This is a genomic window from Enterobacter cloacae complex sp. HYC074_NIDB, assembly GCF_056673345.1.
The window spans coordinates 4,515,018-4,540,888 of sequence record NZ_CP114214.1 but is presented as its reverse complement, the minus strand read 5'-3'; the positions used below and the strand labels follow the sequence as shown (position 1 = coordinate 4,540,888).

Annotated in this window: 22 protein-coding genes; 10 read left to right on the top strand and 12 right to left on the bottom strand. The window is 55.7% G+C overall.

Features of this window, described 5'->3' with window-relative positions:
* Window positions 1-30 precede the first annotated feature (30 nt).
* On the top strand, window positions 31-1,317 hold the full coding sequence (gene dctA, locus O1724_RS22095; RefSeq protein ID WP_414539623.1) for a C4-dicarboxylate transporter DctC: 1,287 nt from the start codon (window positions 31-33) through the stop codon (window positions 1,315-1,317).
* A 222-nt stretch (window positions 1,318-1,539) separates the two neighbouring features.
* On the top strand, window positions 1,540-3,030 hold the full coding sequence (locus tag O1724_RS22090) for a M16 family metallopeptidase (RefSeq protein ID WP_003861190.1): 1,491 nt from the start codon (window positions 1,540-1,542) through the stop codon (window positions 3,028-3,030).
* 61 nt (window positions 3,031-3,091) lie between these two features.
* Here the strand turns inward: O1724_RS22090 and kdgK are convergent, their stop codons facing one another.
* Window positions 3,092-4,021 carry a 2-dehydro-3-deoxygluconokinase gene (gene kdgK / locus O1724_RS22085; RefSeq protein WP_003861191.1) on the bottom strand — a complete coding sequence of 310 codons (930 nt, stop codon included), beginning with the start codon at window positions 4,019-4,021 and terminating at the stop codon, window positions 3,092-3,094.
* Between the two features lie 230 nt (window positions 4,022-4,251).
* Here kdgK and pdeH point away from each other — a divergent pair, with 230 nt between their 5' ends.
* Both pdeH and O1724_RS22075 read left to right on the top strand, forming a co-directional pair.
* The gene (gene pdeH / locus O1724_RS22080) at window positions 4,252-5,025 is read left to right on the top strand and encodes a cyclic-guanylate-specific phosphodiesterase (RefSeq protein WP_023314999.1); all 774 of its coding nucleotides are present in this window, start codon (window positions 4,252-4,254) and stop codon (window positions 5,023-5,025) included.
* Window positions 5,026-5,090: 65 nt separating this feature from the next.
* Window positions 5,091-7,133: an AsmA family protein gene (locus O1724_RS22075; protein WP_017693812.1), complete on the top strand. Its 2,043-nt coding sequence runs from the start codon at window positions 5,091-5,093 to the stop codon at window positions 7,131-7,133.
* Between the two features lie 250 nt (window positions 7,134-7,383).
* On the opposite strand, the gene O1724_RS22070 is transcribed toward O1724_RS22075, so the two are convergent.
* From O1724_RS22070 to O1724_RS22060, 3 genes are all read right to left on the bottom strand, one after another.
* Window positions 7,384-8,706 carry an MFS transporter gene (locus O1724_RS22070; RefSeq protein ID WP_045336183.1) on the bottom strand — a complete coding sequence of 441 codons (1,323 nt, stop codon included), beginning with the start codon at window positions 8,704-8,706 and terminating at the stop codon, window positions 7,384-7,386.
* A gap of 260 nt (window positions 8,707-8,966) precedes the next feature.
* Window positions 8,967-9,992, bottom strand: a complete 1,026-nt coding sequence (yhjD, locus tag O1724_RS22065) for an inner membrane protein YhjD (protein ID WP_003861199.1) — start codon at window positions 9,990-9,992, stop codon at window positions 8,967-8,969.
* Between the two features lie 50 nt (window positions 9,993-10,042).
* On the bottom strand, window positions 10,043-10,942 hold the full coding sequence (locus O1724_RS22060) for a LysR family transcriptional regulator (protein ID WP_126297460.1): 900 nt from the start codon (window positions 10,940-10,942) through the stop codon (window positions 10,043-10,045).
* 119 nt (window positions 10,943-11,061) lie between these two features.
* Here O1724_RS22060 and O1724_RS22055 point away from each other — a divergent pair, with 119 nt between their 5' ends.
* The gene (locus O1724_RS22055; RefSeq protein WP_032608088.1) at window positions 11,062-11,820 is read left to right on the top strand and encodes an SDR family NAD(P)-dependent oxidoreductase; all 759 of its coding nucleotides are present in this window, start codon (window positions 11,062-11,064) and stop codon (window positions 11,818-11,820) included.
* A 174-nt stretch (window positions 11,821-11,994) separates the two neighbouring features.
* Window positions 11,995-12,597 (top strand): helix-turn-helix transcriptional regulator, encoded by a 603-nt coding sequence (locus O1724_RS22050; protein ID WP_003861204.1) that lies wholly within the window; start codon window positions 11,995-11,997, stop codon window positions 12,595-12,597.
* Here O1724_RS22050 and O1724_RS22045 read toward each other — a convergent pair.
* Window positions 12,576-12,914 (bottom strand): lysozyme, encoded by a 339-nt coding sequence (locus tag O1724_RS22045; RefSeq protein ID WP_003861206.1) that lies wholly within the window; start codon window positions 12,912-12,914, stop codon window positions 12,576-12,578. The genes O1724_RS22050 and O1724_RS22045 overlap by 22 nt on opposite strands.
* 77 nt (window positions 12,915-12,991) lie before the next feature.
* Complete coding sequence (locus O1724_RS22040) at window positions 12,992-13,525, bottom strand: GNAT family N-acetyltransferase (RefSeq protein WP_109949069.1); 534 nt, start codon at window positions 13,523-13,525, stop codon at window positions 12,992-12,994.
* Between the two features lie 146 nt (window positions 13,526-13,671).
* Between O1724_RS22040 and O1724_RS22035 the strand changes: the two genes are divergently transcribed.
* The gene (locus O1724_RS22035; protein WP_023314994.1) at window positions 13,672-15,258 is read left to right on the top strand and encodes an STY4199 family HEPN domain-containing protein; all 1,587 of its coding nucleotides are present in this window, start codon (window positions 13,672-13,674) and stop codon (window positions 15,256-15,258) included.
* Between the two features lie 109 nt (window positions 15,259-15,367).
* Here the strand turns inward: O1724_RS22035 and O1724_RS22030 are convergent, their stop codons facing one another.
* From O1724_RS22030 to O1724_RS22015, 4 genes are all read right to left on the bottom strand, one after another.
* Window positions 15,368-17,017 (bottom strand): alpha,alpha-trehalase, encoded by a 1,650-nt coding sequence (locus O1724_RS22030; RefSeq protein ID WP_003861211.1) that lies wholly within the window; start codon window positions 17,015-17,017, stop codon window positions 15,368-15,370.
* Between the two features lie 241 nt (window positions 17,018-17,258).
* Window positions 17,259-17,546 (bottom strand): hypothetical protein, encoded by a 288-nt coding sequence (locus O1724_RS22025; protein ID WP_003861213.1) that lies wholly within the window; start codon window positions 17,544-17,546, stop codon window positions 17,259-17,261.
* A gap of 171 nt (window positions 17,547-17,717) precedes the next feature.
* The gene (gorA, locus tag O1724_RS22020; RefSeq protein WP_003861215.1) at window positions 17,718-19,070 is read right to left on the bottom strand and encodes a glutathione-disulfide reductase; all 1,353 of its coding nucleotides are present in this window, start codon (window positions 19,068-19,070) and stop codon (window positions 17,718-17,720) included.
* Window positions 19,071-19,140: 70 nt separating this feature from the next.
* Complete coding sequence (locus O1724_RS22015) at window positions 19,141-19,983, bottom strand: 23S rRNA (adenine(2030)-N(6))-methyltransferase RlmJ (RefSeq protein WP_006808562.1); 843 nt, start codon at window positions 19,981-19,983, stop codon at window positions 19,141-19,143.
* Window positions 19,984-20,189: 206 nt separating this feature from the next.
* Between O1724_RS22015 and prlC the strand changes: the two genes are divergently transcribed.
* Window positions 20,190-22,232 (top strand): oligopeptidase A, encoded by a 2,043-nt coding sequence (prlC, locus tag O1724_RS22010; protein WP_479983909.1) that lies wholly within the window; start codon window positions 20,190-20,192, stop codon window positions 22,230-22,232.
* 7 nt (window positions 22,233-22,239) lie between these two features.
* Window positions 22,240-22,992, top strand: a complete 753-nt coding sequence (gene rsmJ, locus O1724_RS22005; RefSeq protein ID WP_176691026.1) for a 16S rRNA (guanine(1516)-N(2))-methyltransferase RsmJ — start codon at window positions 22,240-22,242, stop codon at window positions 22,990-22,992.
* 97 nt (window positions 22,993-23,089) lie between these two features.
* Here the strand turns inward: rsmJ and uspA are convergent, their stop codons facing one another.
* Window positions 23,090-23,527 (bottom strand): universal stress protein UspA, encoded by a 438-nt coding sequence (gene uspA, locus O1724_RS22000; RefSeq protein ID WP_003861223.1) that lies wholly within the window; start codon window positions 23,525-23,527, stop codon window positions 23,090-23,092.
* Window positions 23,528-23,810: 283 nt separating this feature from the next.
* On the opposite strand from uspA, the gene uspB reads away from it, so the two are divergent.
* Window positions 23,811-24,146: a universal stress protein UspB gene (gene uspB, locus O1724_RS21995; RefSeq protein WP_003861224.1), complete on the top strand. Its 336-nt coding sequence runs from the start codon at window positions 23,811-23,813 to the stop codon at window positions 24,144-24,146.
* A gap of 54 nt (window positions 24,147-24,200) precedes the next feature.
* Here the strand turns inward: uspB and pitA are convergent, their stop codons facing one another.
* A complete protein-coding gene (pitA, locus tag O1724_RS21990; RefSeq protein ID WP_003861225.1) occupies window positions 24,201-25,700 on the bottom strand; it encodes an inorganic phosphate transporter PitA in 1,500 nt (499 codons plus the stop codon).
* Between the last annotated feature and the right edge of the window lie 171 nt (window positions 25,701-25,871).

Below are 25,871 nucleotides of genomic sequence, written 5' to 3'. Positions count from 1 at the left end.
GCCTGTAGTTTTTCTTTCCAGGGACACCCTATGAAAACCTCACTCTTCAAAAGTCTTTACTTCCAGGTCCTGACAGCCATCGCCATCGGTATTCTGCTCGGTCACTACTACCCGGAGCTGGGCGCGCAGATGAAACCGCTTGGCGACGCGTTCGTTAAGCTCATCAAAATGATCATCGCGCCGGTCATTTTCTGTACCGTGGTGACCGGTATCGCTGGCATGGAAAGCATGAAGGCGGTCGGGCGTACGGGGGCGGTTGCCCTGCTGTACTTCGAGATTGTCAGTACCATCGCGCTGATTATCGGCCTGATTATTGTCAACGTGGTACAGCCTGGCGCGGGCATGAACGTTGACCCGGCCACGCTGGATGCGAAAGCGGTGACGGTTTACGCTGAACAGGCGAAAGATCAGGGGATTGTTGCCTTTCTGCTGGACGTGATCCCGAGCAGCGTGATTGGCGCGTTCGCCAGCGGAAACATCCTCCAGGTACTGCTGTTTGCCGTGCTGTTTGGCTTTGCCCTGCACCGTCTTGGCAGCAAAGGCCAGCTGATTTTTAACGTCATTGAAAGCTTCTCGCAGGTTATCTTCGGCATCATCAACATGATTATGCGTCTGGCCCCGATTGGCGCCTTTGGCGCGATGGCCTTCACCATCGGGAAATACGGCGTCGGCACGCTGGTACAGCTGGGCCAGCTGATCGTCTGCTTCTACATCACCTGTATTCTGTTTGTGGTGGTGGTGCTCGGCTCCATCGCCCGTGCGACCGGCTTCAGCATCTTCAAATTTATCCGTTACATTCGTGAAGAGCTGCTGATTGTCCTCGGCACATCCTCTTCGGAGTCCGCGCTGCCGCGTATGCTCGATAAAATGGAAAAGCTGGGCTGCCGTAAGTCAGTGGTGGGGCTGGTTATTCCTACGGGCTACTCTTTTAACCTGGATGGCACCTCGATATACCTGACGATGGCGGCGGTCTTTATTGCCCAGGCCACTAACAGCCACATGGATATCTTCCATCAGATTACGCTGCTGGTGGTGCTTCTGCTCTCTTCAAAAGGGGCGGCGGGCGTAACGGGCAGCGGATTTATCGTGCTGGCGGCCACCATTTCGGCGGTGGGCCATCTGCCGGTGGCGGGCCTGGCCCTGATCCTCGGTATTGACCGCTTTATGTCTGAAGCCCGTGCGTTAACCAACCTGGTCGGCAATGGCGTGGCGACGATTGTGGTGGCGAAGTGGGTGAAAGAGCTGGATCACAAGAAGCTTAACGATACGCTGAATAACCGCACATCTGAGGACAAAACCCCCGGTTTATCCTCTTAATCCCTCATAAATGCCCGTATTCCCTTGTGGGGATGCGGGCACCTGCGCATAATAACCGTTCATACCTGTCATAATTCGACAAGATTTTTTTTGGGTATATTTCACTTCCGCCCGTGACGTTTAGCCGAACACGCTGTCTAATCGGAAGGTTTTCATCGTCATCTTTGAGTGCTCACGTCGCGAGACACTCTCTTTAACCAGGAATGTTGATCAGGGGTTCACATGCAGGGCACAAAAATTCGACTCTTAACCGGCGGTTTGCTGATGATGGCAGCAGCCAGTTATGTGCAGGCAGATGCGCTCCAGCCAGACCCGGCCTGGCAACAGGGAACACTGGCGAACGGTTTTCAGTGGCAGGTATTATCCACTCCGCAACGTCCGAGCGATCGCATTGAAATCCGTCTTTCTGTGAATACCGGCTCCCTCACTGAAAGCACCCAGCAGACCGGCTTAAGCCACTTTATTCCTCGACTGGCGCTCACCCAGAGCGGCAGTTTGCAGGCGGTTCAGGTGCGTTCTTTATGGCAACAGGCCATCGATCCGAAACGCCCGCTGCCCCCGGCTGTGGTCTCCTATGACTACACCATGTTTAACCTGAGCCTGCCCAACAACCGTAACGATCTGCTTAAAGAAGCGCTTACCTATCTATCCGATGCCACCGGCAAACTGGCGATTACGCCTGAGACCGTAAACTATGCGTTGAGCAACAGCGACATGGTGGCGACCTGGCCGACGGATACCAAAGAAGGCTGGTGGCGCTACCGCCTGAAAGGGTCCACGCTGCTTGGCCACGACCCGGCAGAACCGCTGAAACAGCCGGTGGATGCAGAGCAGGTGAAATCTTTCTACCAGCAGTGGTACACCCCGGATGCCATGACCCTCATTGTAGTGGGCAACGTGGACAGCCGTGCGGTGATAGAGCAGATCAACAAAGCCTTTGGCGATCTGAAAGGGAAGCGTGAAACGCCTGCCCCTGTTCCTACCTTGTCCCCGCTGCGTCCTGAGACGGTCAGCATCATGACGGATACCGTGCGTCAGGATCGTCTTTCAATGATGTGGGATACGGCCTGGCAGCCGATCCGCGAGTCTTCTGCGCTGCTGCGTTACTGGCGTGCGGATCTCGCGCGTGAAGCGCTGTTCTGGCACGTTCAGCAGACGCTCAGCAAGAACAACGTGAAAGATATTGGCCTGGGCTTTGACTGCCGTGTGCTGTTCCAGCGCGCCCAGTGCGCCATTAACGTGGAATCGCCGGGCGATAAGCTCAATGCCAATCTCGGCGTGGTGGCGAAAGAGCTGGCTAAAGTGCGTAAAGAGGGCCTGTCTGAAGAGGAGTTTAACGCGCTGGTGGCGCAGAAATCCCTTGAATTGCAGAAACTGTTCGCCACCTATGCCCGCGCCGATACCGATATCTTAATCAGCCAGCGCATTCGCTCCTTGCAGAATCAGGTGGTGGATATCGCGCCGGAGCAGTATCAGAAACTGCGTCAGGACTTCCTGAACGGTCTGACCGTGGAGATGCTGAATCAGGATCTGCGCCAGCAGTTGTCGCAGGATATGGCGTTGATTCTGTTACAGCCGAAAGGTGAGCCGGAATATGATATGAAAGAGTTGAAGGCCACCTGGAACGCCATCATGGCGACGGCGCCGCAGCCAGCGCAAACGGCAGCCGATGATTTACATCAGGATGCGAGCGATATTCCGCAGGGCCAGTAAGCCCTGCGTCCCCTCTCCCTGTGGGAGAGGGTTAGGGTGAGGGCATCAGCCCGCCCAGTCCTTAAGCAGGCATTGCCTCGCGCGGAATAATCGCTCCGCGATACTGAATCACCGTGCTGGCCGTTAAATGACCGCGCTGCGCCGCCGCTTCCGGCGTACCTCCCGTCAGACGTACCGCCAGATACCCCGCGCTGAAAGAATCTCCCGCCGCAGTGGTATCGATCACTTTCTCTTTCGCCAGCTTCACCGCCGGGACCTCTGTCACGGCTTCACCTGCAACCGCCACCAGGCAAGACTCCGCCCCGCGCTTGATCACCACTTCGCTGACCCCGGCAGCCTGCGTCCGGGCGATGACCTCATCAACCGGTTTTTCGCCCCACAGAGCATCTTCATCATCCAGCGTCAGGAAGGCGATATCGGTGCATTCGAGCATCTGCTGGTAGACCTGCTGCGTCTCTTCGCGGCTGGCCCACAAACGTGGACGGTAGTTGTTATCGAAAATCACCTTACCGCCATTGGCACGGCATTCGCGCAGCAGTGACAGCAGCTTTTCACGGCTCTCCTGGCTCAGGATCGCCAGGCTGATCCCGCTCAGGTAGAGATAATCGAAGGTCGCCAGTTCTTCGCAAATGGCAGCGGCGGCCTCGCTTTCCAGCCAGAATTTGGCGGCCGCTTCATTACGCCAGTAATAGAAGGTGCGCTCGCCGGTGCTGTCGGTTTCGATGTAGTACAAACCCGGCAGGCGGTTTTCCATTCGCTGGATCAGCGAGGTCCCAACGTTTTCACCCTGCCAGGCTTCCAGCATCTGCTGGCTGAAGCTGTCCGTTCCCAGCGCGGTAACGTAGCTCACGCTCAGCGCGTCGGGGGAGACCTGACGGGCAATGTAAACGGAGGTGTTCAATGTATCGCCACCAAAACCGCGGCTGACTTCCGCGCCTTTCTGGGACAGCTCAATCATGCATTCGCCAATCACGGCAATTTTTTTAGACATAGTCGTGAACCTGAACAAAGTAATTAAGGGTAGTGTGCGCTGTGTGTTTTTTATGGTCAACTATATTAAAACGACGTTCCATTATTTTTTTTGAGCCAGCGCGTATTCCGGCATATTTCTGTCATCTTAATTTCATTTTCCCGGTGAATTGAACATAAAGTTCTCACCTGGCGGGCCGATAACTCAGTGACGAGTCCAGAAAGGCTATCCCATACAACAGGACATCCGAAATGAAGTCAGAGCAGGTTATCCAGCGGCTGAGCACTACGCCTGAGGCAAGTATTGAGAACTTGCAGGAGCATCGCTACTGGCTGCAATGTGAGCGAGCGTACACTTATCAGCCCATCTACCGTACCGACGGTCGGTTAATGGCGATTGAGGTGTTAACGGTCGTCACTCATCCATCGAATCCTTCAAAGCGTATTGCACCGGACCGCTATTTTGCGGAGGTTGCCGTGCGTCAGCGTATCGACGTGCTGGAAGAGCAGCTGAGAATGCTGGCGACGAAGCAGGCGTTCTTCGAGCAGCACGGTATTCTGGCGTCGGTGAACGTGGATGGCCCCACCCTGATGGCGTTACGTCAGAATGCGACGTTGCAGGCGCTGATTGCTACCTTGCCGTGGATGCGCTTCGAGCTGGTGGAACATGTTCAGCTGCCGCAGGACTCCTCGTTTGCCTCGATGTGTGAGTTTGGCCCGCTGTGGCTGGATGATTTCGGTACCGGTATGGCCAATTTCTCCGCCCTGAGCGAAGTGCGTTATGACTACATCAAAGTGGCCCGCGATCTGTTTATCATGCTGCGCCAGACGCCGGAGGGACGGAACCTGTTTACGATGCTCCTGCAACTGATGAACCGCTATTGCCAGGGCGTCATTGTGGAAGGCGTAGAAACGCTGGAGGAGTGGCGCGACGTGCAAAATTCTCCGGCAGCGGCGGCACAGGGTTATTTCCTCTCTCGTCCTGTCCCCATGGATACCCTGGAAAAGGTGATAACCAGCCTCTGATCTGCCCGCTTCCCTTTGTCTGAACTATAGTTTTAGAGGCAAGTTCATCAGGAAAGGGGACAACAATGACAAAAACAACCAGGGTGATTTCCTGGACAGCAGGGATTTTCTTGTTGCTGATCGTGGTCTTAATCATCATTATCGCCACGTTTGACTGGAACCGCCTCAAACCGACCATCAACCAGAAAGTCTCAACCGAGCTGAACCGCCCCTTCGCAATACGTGGCGATTTGGGCGTCGTGTGGGAGCGCCAGAAAGAGGAAACTGGCTGGCGGAGCTGGGTGCCCTGGCCGCACGTTCATGCCGACGATATTATTCTCGGTAACCCGCCCGACATCCCCGAAGTAACCATGATCCACCTGCCGCGAGTGGAAGCCACGCTGGCGCCGTTAGCCCTGTTAACCAAAACGGTGTATCTGCCGTGGATCAAACTCCAGCAGCCCGACGCGCGGCTGATTCGCCTGTCAGAGAAAAACAACAACTGGACGTTCGATCTCGCCAGCAGCGGCGATAAAGATCAGAATGCGCAGCCCTCTTCGTGGTCTTTCCGCCTCGACAATATTCTGTTCGATCGGGGGCGGATCGCCATTGACGATAAAGTGAGTAAGGCTGACGTGGAGATCCTCGTCGATCCGCTGGGCAAGCCGCTGCCGTTTAGCGAAGTAACGGGCAGCAAAGCCAAAGGCGATGACAGCAAAGCGGGCGATTACGTCTTTGGCCTGACGGCGAAAGGGCGCTACAACGGCCAGCCGCTCACCGGTAAAGGCAAAATCGGCGGCATGCTGGCGCTCAGGAGCGAGGGCACGCCGTTCCCGGTGCAGGCGGATTTTCGCTCCGGCAATACCCGCGTGGCGTTCGTGGGCACGGTTAACGACCCGATGAACATGGGCGGCGTCGACCTCCAGCTTAAGTTTGCCGGTGATTCGCTGGGGGAACTGTACGATCTCACCGGCGTACTGCTGCCGGATACTCCGCCGTTTGAAACGGACGGGCACCTGGTTGCCAAAATCAACACCGAAAAATCGTCCGTCTTTGACTACCGTGGATTCAACGGCCGCATCGGCGACAGCGATATCCACGGCACGCTGACCTACACCACCGGTAAACCGCGCCCGAAACTGGAGGGGGACGTTGAATCCCGCCAGCTGCGTCTGGCCGATCTTGGTCCGCTGATTGGCGTAGATTCGGGCAAAGGCACGAAGTCTAAAGAGGTTAAAAAGGACGTTCAGCCTGCGGGTAAAGTGCTGCCCTATGACCGCTTCGAAACCGACAAATGGGACGTGATGGATGCGGATGTGCGCTTCAAAGGACGTAAAATCGAGCATGGCAGCACGCTGCCGCTGAGCAACCTCTCGACCCATATCATCCTGAAAAACGCCGACCTGCGCCTGCAACCGCTGAAGTTTGGCATGGCCGGGGGAACCATTTCATCGAATATCCACCTGGAGGGGGATAAAAAGCCGATGCAGGGAAGGGCGGAGATCCAGGCGCGTCGGCTGAAGCTGAAAGAGCTGATGCCGGACGTGGAGCTGATGCAGAAAACCCTCGGTGAGATGAACGGCGACGCGGATATTCGCGGCACGGGTAACTCCGTAGCGGCGCTGCTGGGCAGCGGAAACGGCAACCTGAAACTGCTGATGAACGACGGGCTGGTGAGCCGTAACCTGATGGAGATCCTGGGGCTGAACGTCGGGAACTTTATCATCGGGCAAATCTTCGGTGACGACGAAGTACGCGTTAACTGCGCGGCGGCAAATCTGGATCTGGTCAACGGCGTGGCGCGTCCGCAGATCTTCGCCTTCGACACGGAAAACGCGGTTATCAACGTCACCGGTACCGCCAGCATGGCGTCCGAGCAGCTCGATTTAACCATCGATCCGGAAAGTAAAGGCATTCGTATCATCACCCTGCGCTCGCCGCTGTACGTTCGCGGAACCTTTAAAGATCCGCAGGCGGGCGTGAAGGCTGGGCCGCTGATTGCGCGTGGTGCGGTCGCCGCCGCGCTCGCTACGCTGGTCACCCCTGCGGCGGCGCTGCTGGCGTTGATTTCGCCGTCAGAAGGCGAAGCGAATCAGTGTCGGACGATTTTGTCGCAGATGAAGAAGTAGTCCCGTTTCTCCCTCTCCCTGTGGGTTGAGGGATCCCCACAAAATAATGCCTGCACAGACGGCCCCCTCTCCCTTGAGGGAGAGGGCTGGGGTGAGGGGGAACATACGGCTCTGGTGGTCATTCCGTTCACTTTATGTTCCTTGCTACTCTGTCACGACATGACCGGTGAACGTGCCAGGGTGGCTCAGTCGCCACCACCCTGGCGACCCGCCCTCTCGGCGCATCCCCGCGCCTCGCCCCGGCATTCACTTACAGCGCCTGATGCTTCGTCTCATGCGTCAGCAGCAACGCAATCAGCGTCAGCGCTGCCATTGCTGCCAGATAGACACCCACATAGAACAGGCCATAGTTCGCCTGAAGCCAGGTGGCGATATACGGGGCTACCGAGGCGCCCAGAATCGACGAAACGTTATAGGAGAACGAGGCGCCGGTGTAACGCACTTCAGTCGGGAACAGCTCCGGCAGCAGCGCGCCCATTGGGCCAAAGGTCAGCCCCATCAGGCTCAGGCCAATCAGCAGATACGCCATCACCAGCGCAGGGCTACCTGAACCCAGCAGCGGCGGGAAGACAAACAGCGCGAACAGAATAATCAGGGAGGTGATGACGATCATGCTTGAACGACGGCCAAATTTATCCGCCAGCAGGCCCGCGACAGGCACCATCACACCAAATCCGATGACCGCCATCATCAGCATCCACAACACTTCGTTACGTGGCAGGCCCAGGCCGACCGGCGCGGCGGCAGTACTGAAGGTCATGGAGTAAACGGTCATGATGTAGAACAGCGTGTAGGTCGCCAGCATGATGAACGTGCCCAGCACGGTCACGCGGAGGTGTTTGGTCAGCAGCGTCCCCAGCGGAACTTTAACCTGCTTTTTCGCCGCGGCGACTTTAGCAAAGACCGGCGTCTCGTGCAGCGACACGCGCACGTACAGGCCAATCAGCACCAGCACAGCAGAGAAGACGAACGGAATACGCCAGCCCCAGCTCATGAACTGTTCATCGGTCAGCAGCCAGGAGAGGAGCAGGAAGGTGCCGTTAGCAAAGAAGAACCCAATCGGTGCGCCCAGCTGCGGGAAAGAGCCATACAGGGCACGCTTGCGCGCCGGAGCGTTTTCGGTCGCCAGCAGTGCCGCGCCGCCCCATTCCCCGCCCAGCCCCAGACCCTGACCAAAGCGCGCCAGCGCCAGCAGCACAGGCGCCAGAATGCCGATAGTTTCATAGGTCGGCAGCAGGCCGATGGCGACGGTGGAGATCCCCATCGTCAGCAGCGAGGCAACCAGCGTCACTTTACGGCCAACGCGATCGCCAAAATGCCCAAAGACCGCTGAACCAATCGGACGCGCAACGAAGGCGATAGCAAAGGTGGCTAAAGACTGTAGCGTGGCTGCCGTCGGGTCGCCCTGAGGGAAGAAAATATGCGGAAAGACAATGACCGCAGCGGTGGCGTAAATATAAAAGTCGAAGAACTCAATGGCGGTGCCAATCAGCGATGCGACGACGACTTTATTGCGCGAGTTGACCGGAACGTGTTCCGCCCCTTCGTTAAGTGTGGTGGCTGTTGCTTGCATAATATTTTCTTATTTTTGGACGAACGAAGGGCCATATTAGGCATAGCAAAAGCGACATTTCAATCTGTAACAAAGGCGTGGTGTGGTCATAAAAGCAACAAAAAGCGGATAATTTTCAGACCAGCGAAAACACTTCTATGAAATGCTTCACACTTTTTAAATATCAGTCATTAAAACTGGTTTTGCGTTAAATAAAAGTTACGGACTGGATTTATATGCTGAAATGGCGGATCGGGCTGAAATATCAGCCCGACAGGACATCAGCGGTGGGTTTTACCCGGCATGCGCGGGTCATCTTTATACTCAGCCGTGGCGATCCACGCGGCGCAGAACAGCGTCAGGCGAGCGAAGAAATAGAAGAAAGCCATCAGCCCCAGCACCGAACCAAAGGCCGCGCCGGAGGGCGACTTCACCAGCGACGGCAGCGTATAGGTCATCACAATTTTGATCACTTCAAAGCCAATGGCGGCAATCAACGTCCCACGGATCAGCGCCTTCTTGCGCGGCCGATGGCGGGGCAAACGCCAGAAGATCCAGAAGAACAGCAGGTAGTTAGCAAAGATGGAGATGGCAAGCCCTATACCGCGCCAGGCCGGTTTCAGCCATTCAATGTAATCCAGGTACAGCGCGGAGATAATCATCTGCTGCGCGGAACCGGCGACCGAGGTGATAGAGAGCGTGATGACCAGCGCCACCAGCAGCCCAATCAGCGAAATAAAGTCGCGCAGATACTTCACCCATATCTTCTCCTGATCCTGCGGCCTACGCTCCCAGACGTCACGCGACTGGGCGCGAATAGCCTCACGCAGGTTGCCCATCCAGTTCACCCCGGAATAGAGCGCAATCAGCAACCCGACGATACCCACAGTGGTACGCTGCTGCACGGCGGTGTTGATGGTGCTTTTGAGCGTTGTGGCGAGCGTCTGGTCGCTGACGTTGGTCAGGATCTTATTGAAGATGTCCTGCAACAGCGTCGGGTGAGACGCCAGCACAAAACCGGCGGCGGCAAATGACACCATCAGGATGGGGATCATCGACAGGAACGAGAAATAGGTAATCGCCGCGCCAAACTGATTTCCCATGCGGTCGTTAAAGCGCTCAGCGGCGCGTATCAGGTGAGCAATCGCGGGTATCTGCTGAATTTTTTCGGCTATGCCGGTCACGGTGCCCAGCGCTTTGCTGGCCGTTCCAGGCTCTTTCGGCGCTTCAGGCTCGTTATCCATCTTTTTGATGGGTTCATAATCTAAATGTTGAGTCGGTCGTTGCGGGTTATTTTCCGGCGTCACGCGCATTTTCCTTTTCGTTGAGCTGGATGTTACTGAATTATAGCTTGCGACTAGTCCACGTAACCTTTTGTGAGTTCGGTAAGCCACTCCATAAACACATGCACCCGACGGGAGAGGTTACGGCGGTGGGGATAAATGAGGGAGACGGGCATTGGTTCAGCCCGATATTGCGGCAGGATCTCAACGAGTTTTTTCGTGCGCAGGGCATCACGCACCCCGACGCGCGGGACCTGAATAATGCCAAGCCCGGCGACACAGGCAGCCTGGTAGGTTTCTGTGCTGTTAACCGACAATACGCCTCCCGTTTTTACCCACCGGGTCGCGCTGCCGTTGTAATACTCAAAACCCTGCGGACGGGTGCCCAGCGTGGCGGAGTAGTGAATGAGGGCATGCGAAGCCAAATCGTCCAGCGTCTCAGGGTAGCCGAATCGCGTCAGATAATCCGTGCTGGCGCAGTTAATCACCGAGAGTTTCCCAAGCGGGCGGGCGATAAGCCCGGAGTCCTTTAAGTTTCCCACGCGAACCACGCAGTCAAATCCTTCGCGGATGACATCGACCAGACGATCGCTGCTACTCAGCTCCAGTTCAATGCCGGGAAACTGTTGTAAAAATGCAGGCAGTTTCGGAATGACGACATTTCGCGCAATGGCAACGGGCATATCCACACGTAGCCGACCGCTGATGGTTGAAGGGTCGTGCAGGAACATGCCGTCCAGTTCGTCCAGATTCATCAGCAGATCTTTGGCGCGCTCGTAATAAACCATGCCGTCCTGCGTCAGGCTGACGCGGCGGGTAGTGCGGTGCAGCAGCTGCGTGCCCAGCGCGTTTTCCAGTGCCTGGATCTGTCGCGATACGCTCCCCTTCGGCAGGCTTAACGTCTCCGCCGCGCGGGAAAAACTCTCCAGTTCCGCGACCCGAAGGAAAAGCTGCATTGCGTGTATTTTATCCATAGATGTTTGTCATTGTTGTTAAGAATGAAACAGTGAAGCGCTCACGGCACTATTTATTGATTTTCTACCATCTAATAAGCTCTTTCTCAATCTTCATCACAGCCGAAACGAGGTGAATTATGAGTGAACGTATTGCTTTAGTGACGGGCGGTAGCCGCGGCCTGGGTAAAAATGCCGTTTTGAAGCTGGCCGCGGAAGGGACAGGCATTATCCTCACCTGGAACAACAGCCAGCAGGAGGCGCAGGAAGTTGTGCGCGAAATCGAGGGAAAAGGCGGAAAAGCGGCAGCATTGCAGCTTAACGTCGGCGATACGGCAAGCTTTTCGCGCTTTGCTCAAAAGGTGAAAGATACCCTTAAACACGTCTGGCAACGTGACACTTTTGACTATTTAGTGAACAACGCAGGTACAGGGTTATACGCACCCTATACCGAGACGACCGAGGCGCAGTTTGATGATGCGCTGAACATTCACTTCAAAGGGCCGTTTTTCCTCACGCAACAGCTGCTGCCGCTCATAAAAGACGGAGGGCGGATCCTGAACGTCTCCAGCGGACTGGCCCGTTTTACTCAGCCCGGTTCAGGAACCTACGCGGCAATGAAAGGGGCGATGGAGGTGCTGACCCGCTATCAGGCAAAAGAGCTTGGCGCGCGCGGAATTTCCGTCAATATCATCGCGCCCGGCGCGATTGAAACCGACTTTGGGGGCGGGCGAGTGCGGGATAATGCGGAGCTTAACCAGCTGCTGGCCTCGCAGACAGCGCTGGGACGCGTGGGCCTGCCCGATGATATTGGTGACGCCATTGCGGCGTTGCTCAGTGACAAACTGGGCTGGATGAATGCGCAACGTATTGAAGTTTCAGGCGGTATGTTTCTGTAATGTTCAGTCTTAAGGGGGAAGGAACCCTCTTAAGGAAATCCTTAAAACAGGTATGTCTAAATGCTGGAAGATATAAAGAGAGCTGGGTGATTTGTAACCTCTCCATTCATTGAGTTTTTTCTTAAAAAATGCCTCTGTAGAATCCCCCTTCGCTATTCTCAGAGGAGTAAAACGATGCGAGTAATCATGTTTGACAGGCAGTCATTATTTATTCATGGAGCGATGTATAGTTTGCAGAAGTTAATTCCGAAAATAGATATGACAGGAACTCGTCAGACTGATGAATTATGGGCGCAATTATCCGCGTCACCCTCCGCTATCGTCATGATAGATGGGTATTTAATTCGTGATAATGGTGTGGCTTTACTGGAAGAGATTATGGATCGCTTTCCAACGTCGCGCGTGGTGTTGGTGTTAACGAAAAAAGAGCGGCGTTGGGTTGAGCAAATGTTTCAGCGCAACGTGGTGGCGATAATTCCCCGCAATGCGAATCCCGAACGCTTTTCCGCAGTGCTGGATTCTGTATCGCGAGGAATGGTCTGTTTTCCCGGCGAGTGGCTGAAGCAGCACACCTCTCAGGATGAACTGGCAGTGTTAAGCGAGCGCCAGCGTGAGGTATTGAAGTTACTGGCGGCCGGAGAGTCCAATAAAGAGATTGGACGTAATCTCAATATCAGTGCGGCAACGGTAAAAGCCCATCTTGAGACGCTTTTCCGGCGTCTTGATGTCAAAAACCGGACGCAAGCCGCGATGTACTACACCCGGGCGACGGCCTGAAGGATCTTCTCTGGCAGAGGGGACTCTTCCCCAAAACTGAAGAGGGTTAATATCAGTGCGTCATGCTGCTGTTGGGTTAATGGGCGTTTGTTCATTTCCCGCAGCAGCGCCTCACATAATTGAATATCATTACAAAGCAAATTCTCCGCCTCAGTCGGCGTGATGAGACCGTTAAATTTTTCCCACTGGCGAATTACGTGACCATAACCAATAACCCATATTCCCTTTTCGTCACGGTATTTCTCCAGGGAAAGACCCTGTTGTTTTTTAATTAATGCGATTGCAGCAGAAGATATCTGCATTGCATAACCCGTCATAAGCGTTTCCTCTTAATGACGCGACTATAGAGGAAACGCCGCCGGGGAAATATCCGCCAAATGGCTGTTGATCAGGTTTAACTGAACGGGAATTCCTTTTTCAGTAAACCGAATAGCCAGTCGTTATGCCATTGCCCTGAAAGGAAATAACTCTCGCGCAACTCACCTTCCAGCTGAAAACCTGTTTTTTCCAGCAGTCGCCTGGAGGCGATATTTCCCGCCGTCACGGTCGCGGTGAGCCGACGGATATTGCCCTGAGTCAGCGCAAAATTACACACAGCCCGCAGAGATTCAAAGCCGTAACCTTTCCCCTGCGCAGAAGGCGCAAAGAGAAAACCGACTTCTGCACAATCTGCTTCCCGGTGCACATATCCGGTTACGCCCAGCGGCGTCTGGCTGGCCGTCTCACGCACCATAAGGCAGAGCCAGTGCGAACTGCCCGGCGTCCACGGCAACAGACGAGACTCAAAGGCTTCCCGAATGTCCGCCTCGCTACGCGCAGGGGCGACAAAACGCATTACCTCAGGATTTTGCTGTAGCGACAGAAAAAAGGGCCAGTCTTGCTCTTGCAGCGGCGAGCAGGTGAGACGCGCGGTGGTTAAGGCGGGCATGACGATCCTCCGGAGACATTGCAAATGATTATAAGGTTGTCACTTTATTTCAACAGAAAGTCAGGTATGTTTAACCTCATATAAATAAAAAGAAAAACGACTTTTAATGCCGCTTTAGCGGTACTCATTGTCTCTCAAGGAAAACAATGATGATTAGCTCATCGCATCATACCCGCGAACAGTTTGAACACTGTCTGGCGGCGATCCGTCAGGCGTCTGTTGAAATTTTACTTCTGTTGAATGTACATGTTTCTGAAGGAAAAGATCCACGCTGGTTTCTGGAGCAACTGGATAGCGCCCGCCTGGGGCTGGGCGGGTGGGGCGCTGTAGCCAGGAAGCTGAACCTGAATGATGCGGAAATGACGGCCTTTACGCTGCAATTACGCTTGCTTCAGCAGCGTGTTCCCCAGTATGAAAGCGGGCAGGATGTCAGCGAAAATCAGCTGATTGCGGCGATGCGCTTCGTCACCTCCCTTGAATATCTGCGTCTGCAACAGCCCCTCCTGACCTACGAAACCGGGAGGGTGCCAGAGAAGGAGAGCCAGCTTCAGGCGCAGAAACAGGTGCGTGCCATTGAGCTGATGATTAAAGGGCTGATACAGCAGGCGTGGCCCGATCCGGTGCGGCTGAATAATCATCTTAAGACGTTGTTTAACGCTGAACGCGTGCGTCGCTGGCTGAAAAACGGTGAAATTAATGATGTTCTGAGCGGCATGTTATTCAGCGAACTGGCCCAGCTGCTGGTGGATAAAAAAGAATTTAGCCGCTACTACGCGCCGCTGTTTAACGCCCCGGACATGCTGACGCTGCTGGTAGAGCCCCGCAAAACCCTGCAAACCTTCCTCGAAGATATTCGACAAATCCGCAACAGCATCACCGTGCAGCAGCCGTTAAGCGGAGCGCAAATCCAGCTGCTCGACTGCTATTACACGCAGATCACCCGCTCCGTTCAGCGCGCGTTTGAGGAAGGGCGGACACGCGTTAACCCGGCGGCGCTGATGGCGGTGGACGAAAGCGAGCTGCACGCGTTCTGGGAAAAGGCGCAAAAAATGGACCGCACCACAGGCGGCGATCTTTTTGAAGTGCGCGACAGTATAGAAAAACCGACTCAGCGTGCCACGCGTACGCCAGAGCAGCGCGAACAGCTGATTTCCGGCGTGCTGTGGGGAGCGGTTGGCGTGATGGTTATCGCGATTGTCGTGGGGGGATTCTGGCTGGTGAACAGCAGTAAACCGCAGCCGGCTGTGGCCAGTACGGCATCTCCCGCACCGGTGCAGGAGATGCGCGAAACGCCTTCCTCGCGAGAAACGCTGACGCGGATGGGTGTCACCTGGGATGAAAACAACTTCCGTTCAGCGATTAGCCGCAACGATACCCGGGTGGCGCTCCTGTTTTTGCAGGGCGGGATGGACTGGAAAATGTCATGGACGGAGGAGGCGTTGTCGGCAGGCTACGACGATGTGCTGGAAGTAATGTTGCGCTACCGCCTGCAAATGACAGAGCAAAAGCCCTGCCGACGCTTTATTAATACGCTTAGCCATGCGATGGCGAACGGGGAATCGCTGACGCCTATGCGTAAGCAGTACCTGAAAGCATTCTGTACCGTCCCTGCGGTGGTGAAACGCCAGCAGCACGACGCCGATATGGCAACGCGCCGCGCGAAGACGCAGCCCGATGCCAGCACAAAAAAATGGCAGTCCATCCAGACTGCCATTTATGAGGTGATCCGCTGATTATTTTCCCCCTCACCCCGGCCCTCTCCCCAAAGGGGCGAGGGAGAAAAGGCCGCACCGTTAAGTCCCCTCTCCCCTCAGGGGAGAGGGTCAGGGTGAGGGGTGAGACTCAGGGCTCCCCATACAGCCCAATCAACCGCCGCACCACGCCATTCGTCCAGCCGAAGCCATCCTGCAACGGATACTCCCCCCCGCCACCTTCGCGTGGCGTGCTGCTGGCGATGTGGTACTTCTCAATCAGCTTATGATGGGTTTTGTAGTAATGGTTCACCGTGTGCAGCCAGCTCCAGGCGATCTCATCTCCCAGCGAGTCGTTGCCGTACTGCTTGAACCCCTGGATCGCCATCCACTGGAGCGGCGCCCAGCCGTTCGGCTTATCCCACTGCTCCCCGGTTTCATATTCGGTGGCAAGAATACCGCCCGGCGTGAGCAGACGGGCTTTAACGGCATCGGACAGCCGTTCAGCCTGCTCATGCGTCGCCATGCCCACATACAGCGGCACAATGCTGGCCGCAGAGAACAGCGCCAGGGCTTCACGCCGCCAGTCGTAATCACGATAACAGCCGTTCTCTTCGTCCCACAGATAGCGGTTTACCGCCGCGCGCCGGTCGCTGGCTTTCTGGCGGAACAGATCAGCCGTCTCTTTATCCCCTTTCGACGCGGAGATGTTGGCGATAGCGCTCTCCAGTTTGAACAGGAATGCGTTCAAATCGATGGGGATAAATTGTGTTGTGCGGATGCTGGCCAGCCGCGCAGGATCGCGCAGCCAGCGGGATGAGTAATCCCATCCTGAGGCTGCCCCGGCACGCAGGTCACGGTACACCTCGTTCGGCGGACGACCAGAATGACGGGCAGTTTCAACGTCCTCAATCCACGATTCATCCCGCGGCGTATCGCGATCGTCCCAGTAACGGTTGAGCAATGAGCCATCCGGCATACGAACCGCACTGCGATAGGCCTGATTGAGCAGCAGCGATTCCGCCCCGTCCATCCAGAAGGCGTACTCCATCTTGAGGTGCTCAAGATAGCGCTTCGCCCCGCGCACGCCGTCCTCTTCAAACAGCTCCACCATCAGGGCAAAAACGGGCGGCTGGGAGCGGCTGAGATAGTAGGTGCGGTTGCCGTTCGGGATATGGCCGTAGCGCTCAATCAACCAGGCGAAGTTATCGGCCATACATTTCAGCAGATCGTTACGACCGCTTTCTGCCAGCCCCAGCATGGAGAAGTAAGAGTCCCAGTAGTAGGTCTCGCTGAATCGCCCGCCGGGCACAATATAGGCCTGCGGCAGCGCCAGCAGCGACGACCACGGGATGTGATCCTGCGGCTCGCGCGTCAGCACCGGCCACAGATTATCGATATGTTCTTTCAGGGACAGGCCGGGATCAGAGACGTACTCTTTGCTGTAGTCCTCCGGTAGCCAGAAGTGATTCTCTACAAAGCGCGCCAGGTCAAAATCACGGTGGCGACGCACCTTGCGATAGCGGATCAAAATATCCAGCGGATCCATCTTCGGCGCGCAGTCGGGAAAGGTTTTGCTGTCCGCAAACAGCCGCGACGACTGGACGTGTTCAAACAGTTCAAGGTAGCGGTCAGCGGGCGTAAGGGCATCGGACGCCGGCAGCCCTTCAATCATTTCCGGTTCCGGCTCTGCCTCGATCATCTCATCCAGTTTTAACTCACAGGGATCGGTTTCATAGCGCAGCTCTTCTGCAATATCGAACTCGATATCCTCGGCAGTCTGTAGTTTCTGGTTGAACATGGTGTTCAGGACCTCCGGTTTTTGTCGTAACAAATACGGGTTTTTCCCGGCTATCTTTTAAGCGTAGACATTCGCTTCGGTTAATGCGGTGCGAAGTGTGCGGTAGATCACGCTTTCAAAATGGATTTAAACACGCTGAAAATCAGATATCCCTTTGATTATGAAATCATTAAATCAGAATCTTTGGAAACAGAGCAGGAATAAAATTCAGAGCATTCGGTATTCTGCATTTACGCAGGGATTAATGTGCCTGACGCGCATTGCCTTGAAGGCTGTTGGCGGTTTGATTGGCTTTCTGACTGGCGCCTTCGCTTTTATCCATCGCCTTGCTGGCCGCTTTTTCTGCATGGGCGGCGCTGTACGCAGCCAGATGGGAAATCACGATGGCGTAAATGCTCATTAACGACACCCACAGAATGCTGTTTTTCCACCACAGCAGGGTAGGAATAGTCAGTATCGCCCATACCAGCGCGAGAACAAGGTGCATTTTGGCCATCAATTTTGCGGTGATCTTTACGTGCATTTTCATATCTCTAATCTTTTTCCGTAGTAACAGGCGAACGCGTAGCGCTTTCTAAGATTAGTTAATTCCACCGCGGGTAGCGGGTTATTTTGTTACCGTTTGTGCACCCGTTGGGTTTACCTGCCCAGGGCATAAAAAAACCGGCCAGTTGGCCGGTTTTGTTGCGGATCAGACCGATCAGCGCATGGTCACAAATTCTTCCGCCGCAGTCGGGTGGATTGCCACGGTGTTATCGAAGTCTTTCTTCGTTGCGCCCATCTTCAGCGCCACCGCGAAGCCTTGCAGGATCTCGTCCATGCCGAAGCCAATGCCGTGGATGCCGACGATCTTCTCTTCCGGGCCCACGCAGACCAGCTTCATGCGGCACGGCTGACGGTGCGAGGTGACCGCGGTATACATCGCGGTAAACGCCGATTTATACACTTTCACCTGATCATCGCCGTACTGCTCACGCGCCTGCGGCTCGGTTAAGCCGACGGTACCGATTGGCGGGTGGCTGAAGACCACGGTCGGAATGTTGCTGTAATCCAGATGTTCGTCCGGCTTGTTGTTAAACAGACGCTCGGAAAGACGACGCCCCGCCGCCACGGCAACCGGCGTCAGCTCTACGGCACCGGTGTTATCACCGACGGCATAAATGCCCGGTACGCTGGTGTTCTGGAATTTATCAACGACAATGTAGCCTTTTTCATTGGTTTTCACCCCGGTTGCGGCCAGGTTGAAGTTGTCGGTGGCCGGTTCACGGCCAATCGCCCAGATCAGGCAGTCAACGGTCTGGCTGCGGCCATCTTCCAGCTCCAGCGTCAGGCTACCGTCCGCATTTTTCACCACCGCTTTTGGCACGGCGTTGGTGTGCAGGGTTGGGCCTTCGGCGTTCATCACCTCGACCAGCGTGTCGACGATCAGCGGGTCAAAGCTGCGCAGCGGCGCGTGTTTACGCACGAACAGGTGCGCTTCCGCCCCCAGGCCGTTAATCACGCCGGCCAGTTCAACCGCAATGTAACCTGCGCCCACAATGGCAACGCGTTCTGGCAGAGCAGGCAGCTCGAAGAACCCGTCGGAGTCAATACCGTATTCCGCGCCCGGAATGTGCGGGTGGCTCGGACGGCCGCCGGTGGCGATCAGGATGTGATCGGCGGTGATCGTCTCGCCGTTCACTTCGATCGTCTTCGCATCCACGAAACGGGCGAAGCCGCGGATCACGTCGACGTTATTCTTGCCCAGCACGTTATCGTACGAGGTGTGAATACGGTCGATGTAGGCGGTACGGCTGGCGATCAGTTTATCCCAGTCGAAGTGGTTGATGGTGGTGTCAAAGCCGTAGTCCGGGCCATACATATGGATAGCTTCACGGATTTGCGCGGCATGCCACATCACTTTCTTCGGTACACAACCCACGTTCACGCAGGTGCCGCCGAGTTCTTTGGCTTCAATCAGCGCACACTTCTGGCCGTACATGGCTGCACGGTTGATGGAGGCGATGCCGCCGCTGCCGCCGCCGATTGCGATGTAGTCATAATGCTTAGTCATAGCGTTGTCCTTAATCGTGAATTGCCGCGATTGTATACCTGAAATCAATAGTTTCCACCGATGGCTGCGATTACTCCGGCACGATCCAGCTCACGGTGGCGTGACCCGTACCGGCTGGCACCAGCGTTTTGTGCAGCCACGGCAGCACGTTGTTCATCTGTGCTTCGAGCTTCCACGGCGGGTTAATGACGATCATGCCAGACGCGGTCATGCCGCGCTGGTCGCTGTCAGGGCGCACCGCCAGCTCAATTTGCAGGATTTTGCGAATGCCCGTCGCTTCGAGGTCTTTGATCATGCGTTTAATTTGCGCGCGCAGCACTACCGGATACCACAGAGCATAGGTGCCGGTCGCAAAGCGTTTGTAACCTTCGTTAATGCCGGTCACCACCGCCTGATAGTCGGTTTTGATTTCGTACGGTGGGTCGATCAGCACCAGGCCGCGACGGGAAACCGGCGGCAGTTTGGCTTTCAGCTGCTGGTAACCATCGGCTTTGTCTACGCGGGCGCGGTTATCTTTCTGAAACTCAGAACGCAGCAGCGGGAAGTCGCTCGGGTGCAGCTCGGTTAACTGGAGGCTGTCCTGCTCGCGCAGCAGCTGGCGGGCAATCAGCGGGGAGCCAGGGTAGTAACGCAACTGGCCGTTGCGGTTAAAGTGATTCACCACGCCAATGTACGGCTCCAGCTCGGCAGGCAGATCGTCCTGCTGCCAGATACGCGCAATCCCTTCCAGATATTCACCGGTACGCTCGGCATGCTCGCCGCTCAGCTGATAACGGCCCGCGCCCGCGTGGGTGTCCAGATAAAGGAACGGTTTATCCTTTTCTTTAAGCGATTCGATGATCAGGCTCTGAACGGTGTGTTTGAGGACGTCGGCGTGGTTGCCTGCGTGGAAGCTGTGGCGATAACTGAGCATGGGTAATGATATTCCGCTGAATTGACGATTTGCCACAGTTTACAGCAGAACGGCACAGATTACCCGCAGGCCCGGTAAGCGCAGCGCCACCGGGCTCTTTTCCGCCACGTCTGGCATTGAAATCCTCTACACTTAACCCCATTACTGAACAATATGCACAGCGCCGGATGCGCGCTTCATTCACCTATTTCAACAGGACAGCGTTTATGACCAATCCATTACTGACGCCTTTTTCGTTGCCACCGTTTTCTAAAATCCTCCCCGAGCATGTGGTTCCAGCGGTTACGCAATCGCTGGACAACTGCCGCGCGGCGGTAGAAAACGTGGTCGCGCAGGGCGGGCCGTACACCTGGGAAAATCTGTGTCAGCCGCTGGCCGAAGTGGACGACGTGCTGGGGCGCGTCTTCTCCCCGGTGAGCCACCTGAACTCGGTAAAAAACAGCCCGGAGCTGCGCGAAGCCTACGAGCAAACCCTGCCGCTGCTCTCTGAGTACAGCACCTGGGTCGGCCAGCATGAGGGGCTCTACAAAGCCTACCGCGACCTGCGCGACGGCGACCACTATGCCGAACTGAACACGGCGCAGAAAAAATCGGTTGATAACGCCCTGCGTGATTTCGAACTGTCCGGGATTGGCCTGCCAAAAGAAAAACAGGTTCGCTATGGTGAAATCGCTGCGCGCCTGTCCGAGCTGGGTAATCAGTACAGCAACAACGTCCTCGACGCCACCATGGGCTGGACGAAGCTGATTACCGATGAATCTGAACTGGCGGGCATGCCGGAAAGCGCGCTGGCGGCGGCAAAAGCCCAGGCCGAAGCGAAAGAGCAGGAAGGCTTCCTGTTAACGCTGGATATCCCAAGCTATCTGCCGGTGATGACCTACTGTGACAACCAGGCCCTGCGCGAAGAGATGTACCGCGCCTACAGCACCCGCGCCTCCGATCAGGGCCCGAACGCGGGTAAATGGGACAACAGCCCGGTCATGGCGGAAATCCTCGCCCTGCGCCACGAGCTGGCACAGCTGCTGGGCTTCGACAGCTACGCGGATAAATCCCTCGCCACCAAAATGGCCGAGAACCCACAGCAGGTGCTCGACTTCCTGACCGATCTGGCGAAACGCGCCCGTCCTCAGGGTGAAAAAGAACTGGCTCAGCTGCGCGCCTTTGCGAAAGCGGAGTTCGGCGTAGACGAGCTTCAGCCGTGGGATATCGCGTACTACAGCGAAAAACAGAAACAGCATCTCTACAGCATCAGCGACGAACAACTGCGTCCGTACTTCCCGGAAAACAAAGCCGTTAACGGCCTGTTCGAGGTGGTGAAACGCATCTACGGCATTACCGCGAAAGAGCGTACCGACATCGACGTCTGGCATCCGGACGTGCGCTTCTTTGAGCTGTATGACGAGAAAAATGAACTGCGCGGTAGCTTCTACCTCGATCTCTACGCGCGTGAGAACAAGCGCGGCGGGGCGTGGATGGACGACTGCGTGGGCCAGATGCGTAAAGCGGATGGTTCCCTGCAAAAACCGGTCGCCTACCTGACCTGTAACTTCAACCGTCCGGTGAGCGGCAAACCTGCGCTGTTTACCCACGATGAAGTGATCACCCTGTTCCACGAGTTCGGTCACGGCCTGCACCACATGCTGACCCGCATCGAAACCGCTGGCGTCGCCGGTATCAGCGGTGTGCCATGGGATGCGGTCGAGCTGCCTAGCCAGTTTATGGAAAACTGGTGCTGGGAGCCGGACGCGCTGGCGTTTATCTCCGGTCATTACGAAACGGGTGAACCGCTGCCGAAAGAACTGCTGGATAAAATGCTGGCAGCGAAAAACTACCAGGCGGCGATGTTTATCCTGCGCCAGCTGGAGTTCGGCCTGTTCGACTTCCGCCTGCACGCCGAGTTCAGCCCGGAGCAGGGGGCGAAAATCCTCGAAACCCTGGCTGAGATTAAAAAGCAGGTTGCCGTTATTCCAGGGCCAACCTGGGGACGCTTCCCGCACGCGTTCAGCCATATCTTCGCAGGCGGGTACGCCGCAGGCTACTACAGCTACCTGTGGGCCGACGTGCTGGCGGCGGATGCCTTCTCGCGCTTCGAAGAAGAGGGGATTTTCAACCGCGAAACCGGTCAGTCGTTCCTCGACAACATCCTGACCCGCGGCGGTTCAGAAGAGCCTATGGAGCTGTTCAAACGCTTCCGTGGCCGCGAGCCGCAGCTGGATGCGATGCTGGAGCATTACGGAATCAAAGGCTGATTGCTACGTGAAGATCTGCTTAGTAAATGAAACAGGCGCCGGGGACGGCGCCTTATCTGTTCTGGCGGCCCGCTGGGGGCTGGAACATGATGAAGACAACCTGATGGCGCTGGTGATGACGCCGGAACATCTGGAGCTGCGCAAGCGCGATGAGCCAAAGCTTGGCGGGATTTTTGTCGATTTTGTCGGCGGCGCGATGGCGCACCGGCGTAAGTTCGGCGGCGGTCGCGGCGAAGCGGTGGCCAAGGCGGTTGGCATTAAAGGGAGCTATCTTCCGGACGTGGTGGACGCCACGGCGGGGCTGGGGCGCGATGCGTTTGTGCTGGCCTCGGTGGGCTGCCGGGTGCGGATGCTGGAGCGTAATCCGGTTGTCGCCGCGCTGCTTGACGACGGGCTGACGCGAGGCTATGCGGACCCGGGAATCGGCTCGTGGTTACAGGAACGTTTGCAACTTATTCATGCCTCCAGCCTGACGGCGCTCACCGACATCACCCCGCGCCCGCAGGTGGTTTATCTCGACCCCATGTTCCCGCATAAGCAGAAAAGCGCGCTGGTGAAGAAAGAGATGCGGGTGTTTCAGTCGCTGGTGGGGCCAGATTTAGATGCCGATGGCCTGCTGGAACCGGCTCGTCAGCTGGCGACGAAGCGTGTGGTGGTGAAGCGGCCGGACTATGCGCCGCCGCTGGCGGACGTTGCGACCACTAACGCGGTGACCACGAAAGGGCACCGGTTTGATATTTATTCGGGTACGCCGGAATAGAAAAAGCCGGGTGGCGGCTTCGCCTTACCCGGCCTACATCCTCGATCTATTCCCTCTCCCTTTGGGAGAGGGTTAGGGTGAGGGGAATTTAACGCACTTACTCGTCTTCTTCGTCACGCAGTGGAACAATCAGCATATCCACGTGAACGGTGTTAATCAGCTGGCGCGCGGAAGACATCAGTTTGCTCCAGAAGTCCTGATGGTGACCACATACCACCAGGTCCATATCGTATTTCTTAATCGCATCAACCAGCACCTGGCCCAGATCGCCGCTACCGCTTAAGGTTTCAGTGATCGGATAGCCCGCGTTGGTAGAAAGCTCGCTCAGCGCGTGGTGAGTCTCTTCGGAGATGCGTTTCTGCATATCGCCGAGATTCACGTCGATCAGACCGGTGTAGAGGTCGGAGTAATTCACATCAACGTGAATCAGCGAAACTTTCGCGTTGTAGGGACGTGCCATGGATACTGCTTTATCAACCAGCACTTTACTCTCCGGGGAGAGGTCTACCGCGATAAGAATGTGTTTGTAAGCCATAGTGTTACTCCTTCCTTAAGTTATCGATGACTAAATGGGAAAGCCGTCGTCTGATGCTTTCATTACGGCCCAGTTAAACATATTTTTCAAGCTTTGGTGTTGATAACGATTAACCTTGTGGCAAAAAAATTAACGGATCTCCTACACTATTTAATGAGCCGTTCGGATATTAAAACGCGAACCGGATCGACTTTTGGTCATTCTTTCACTGAACTGTCTGTCAGGGCATTGGGGTGCGGTAGCTCAGGAGCCTTGCTTTGTGGGCGGACGCCGGGGAGGATGTATGATTAGCACCGTCGCATTGTTTTGGGCGTTATGCGTGGTTTGCATAGTGAATATGGCGCGCTACTTCTCATCGTTACGTGCGCTGTTAGTGGTACTTCGTGGTTGCGATCCGTTGCTTTATCAGTATGTGGACGGTGGAGGGTTCTTCACCTCGCACGGACAGCCCAGCAAGCAGATGCGTCTGGTGGGGTATATCTACTACCAACGCTACCGCGATCACCACGATGAAGAGTTTATCCGTCGCTGCGAGCGCCTGCGTCGTCAGTTCATTTTGACCAGCGCCCTCTGTGGTCTGGTTGTGGTGAGTATGATTGCGCTGATGATTTGGCACTGAGCATAAAAAAAGCGGGCCAGTTTCCTGACCCGCTTTTTTGTCGCCTTCAGCCGATTAAATCAGCTTCAGCGAAATCCAGTACAGACCGCCAGACAGCAGGATGGACGCCGGGAGGGTGAAAACCCAGGCCATCAGGATGTTGGTCACGGTTTTACGCTGCAAACCGCCGCCGTCAACAATCATTGTACCTGCCACGGACGAAGAGAGTACGTGGGTGGTGGAGACTGGCATACCGGTGTAACTCGCCAGACCGATAGATACCGCTGCCGTCATCTGCGCGGACATACCCTGCGCATAGGTCATGCCTTTCTTACCGATCTTTTCACCGATGGTGGTCGCCACACGACGCCAGCCAATCATCGTACCGATACCCAGCGCCAGCGCGACCGCCATGATGATCCAGATTGGCGCGTACTCAATGGTATTGAGCATATCGCCTTTCAGTTTCTTCAGCAGACGTTGGTCGTCAGCATTAACCTCTGGCAGCTTCGCGACTTTATCGGTCACGTCGGAGATACAGAGCATGATGCGACGCAGCTGACCACGCTGTTCAACAGCCAGTTTGTCATAGCTTTCGATATCGGCCAGCATGCCTTTCGCACGTTCCAGCGCGTTAATCGCGTTTGCCGGATGGCAATGGAACTCGCCCGGTGCCGTCGTTGCGCCTGACTCCGGAGAAGGAATCAGCTGGTCCACGCCGGTCGCTTTCTTCAGCAAATCAGGATGCTGCTGGAAGTAAGTCTCAACGTTGTTTACCGCATCACGGGTACGGGTGATTTCGTAACCGGAGGCGTTCATGTTAACCACGAAGCCCGCCGGTGCGACGCCAATCAGAACCAGCATCACCAGGCCGATACCTTTCTGACCATCGTTCGCGCCATGAGAGAAGGCGACGCCGATAGCGGAAATGATCAGCGCGATACGCGTCCAGAACGGCGGCTTTTTCTTGCCGTCTTTCTTCTCACGCTCTGCTGGCGTCAGGTGGATACGCGCACGTTTTTTCGTGTTGCTCCAGTAGCGACGCAGGATGAAAATCAAGCCACCCGCCACCACCAGACCGACGATAGGGGAGATGATCAGAGAGCCGAAAATGCCGAGAACTTTCGGGATATTCAGCGCATCAACGACGGAGGTCCCGGTCATCAGGGCATTGGTTAACCCGATACCGATAATCGCGCCGATGAGGGTGTGAGAGCTGGATGCCGGCAGGCCGAAATACCAGGTACCGAGGTTCCAGATAATCGCAGCAAGCAGCATAGAGAACACCATGGCCAGGCCATGACCGGAACTCACGTTAAGCAGCAGATCCGTTGGCAGCATATGCACAATGGCATACGCAACGCTTAGTCCGCCCAGGAGGACACCAAAAAAGTTAAATACCGCCGCCATAACAACCGCAAGCTGCGATCGCATTGCGCGAGTGTAGATAACCGTTGCTACTGCGTTTGCAGTGTCGTGGAAGCCGTTGATCGCTTCGTAAAACAGCACAAAAACCAGAGCAAGCAATAATAAAAGCCCGGTATGTAAATCCAGGCCGGCAAACAAATGTAGCATAGGACGTTACGCCATTTTGAGGACATGAACGCGGCGCATTATCCAGGACAAATGCGCAACGGGCAAAGTGAAATATAGACTTTTTTTGACATACCACCTGATTTGAGAAATGTGCCTGAAAGGATAATCTTTAAATATCAATGAAATGGCTTTGTAATATCTTTTTACGCT

Excerpts from the sequence above, each read along its gene's own strand:
- dctA (WP_414539623.1), top strand. The coding sequence starts at position 31 with ATGAAAACCTCACTCTTCAAAAGTCTTTACTTCCAGGTCCTGACAGCC.
- O1724_RS22090 (WP_003861190.1), top strand. The coding sequence starts at position 1,540 with ATGCAGGGCACAAAAATTCGACTCTTAACCGGCGGTTTGCTGATGATG.
- kdgK (WP_003861191.1), bottom strand. The coding sequence starts at position 4,021 with ATGTCTAAAAAAATTGCCGTGATTGGCGAATGCATGATTGAGCTGTCC.
- pdeH (WP_023314999.1), top strand. The coding sequence starts at position 4,252 with ATGAAGTCAGAGCAGGTTATCCAGCGGCTGAGCACTACGCCTGAGGCA.
- O1724_RS22075 (WP_017693812.1), top strand. The coding sequence starts at position 5,091 with ATGACAAAAACAACCAGGGTGATTTCCTGGACAGCAGGGATTTTCTTG.
- O1724_RS22070 (WP_045336183.1), bottom strand. The coding sequence starts at position 8,706 with ATGCAAGCAACAGCCACCACACTTAACGAAGGGGCGGAACACGTTCCG.
- O1724_RS22060 (WP_126297460.1), bottom strand. The coding sequence starts at position 10,942 with ATGGATAAAATACACGCAATGCAGCTTTTCCTTCGGGTCGCGGAACTG.
- O1724_RS22055 (WP_032608088.1), top strand. The coding sequence starts at position 11,062 with ATGAGTGAACGTATTGCTTTAGTGACGGGCGGTAGCCGCGGCCTGGGT.
- O1724_RS22050 (WP_003861204.1), top strand. The coding sequence starts at position 11,995 with ATGCGAGTAATCATGTTTGACAGGCAGTCATTATTTATTCATGGAGCG.
- O1724_RS22045 (WP_003861206.1), bottom strand. The coding sequence starts at position 12,914 with ATGACGGGTTATGCAATGCAGATATCTTCTGCTGCAATCGCATTAATT.
- O1724_RS22040 (WP_109949069.1), bottom strand. The coding sequence starts at position 13,525 with ATGCCCGCCTTAACCACCGCGCGTCTCACCTGCTCGCCGCTGCAAGAG.
- O1724_RS22035 (WP_023314994.1), top strand. The coding sequence starts at position 13,672 with ATGATGATTAGCTCATCGCATCATACCCGCGAACAGTTTGAACACTGT.
- O1724_RS22030 (WP_003861211.1), bottom strand. The coding sequence starts at position 17,017 with ATGTTCAACCAGAAACTACAGACTGCCGAGGATATCGAGTTCGATATT.
- O1724_RS22025 (WP_003861213.1), bottom strand. The coding sequence starts at position 17,546 with ATGAAAATGCACGTAAAGATCACCGCAAAATTGATGGCCAAAATGCAC.
- gorA (WP_003861215.1), bottom strand. The coding sequence starts at position 19,070 with ATGACTAAGCATTATGACTACATCGCAATCGGCGGCGGCAGCGGCGGC.
- O1724_RS22015 (WP_006808562.1), bottom strand. The coding sequence starts at position 19,983 with ATGCTCAGTTATCGCCACAGCTTCCACGCAGGCAACCACGCCGACGTC.
- prlC (WP_479983909.1), top strand. The coding sequence starts at position 20,190 with ATGACCAATCCATTACTGACGCCTTTTTCGTTGCCACCGTTTTCTAAA.
- uspA (WP_003861223.1), bottom strand. The coding sequence starts at position 23,527 with ATGGCTTACAAACACATTCTTATCGCGGTAGACCTCTCCCCGGAGAGT.
- uspB (WP_003861224.1), top strand. The coding sequence starts at position 23,811 with ATGATTAGCACCGTCGCATTGTTTTGGGCGTTATGCGTGGTTTGCATA.
- pitA (WP_003861225.1), bottom strand. The coding sequence starts at position 25,700 with ATGCTACATTTGTTTGCCGGCCTGGATTTACATACCGGGCTTTTATTA.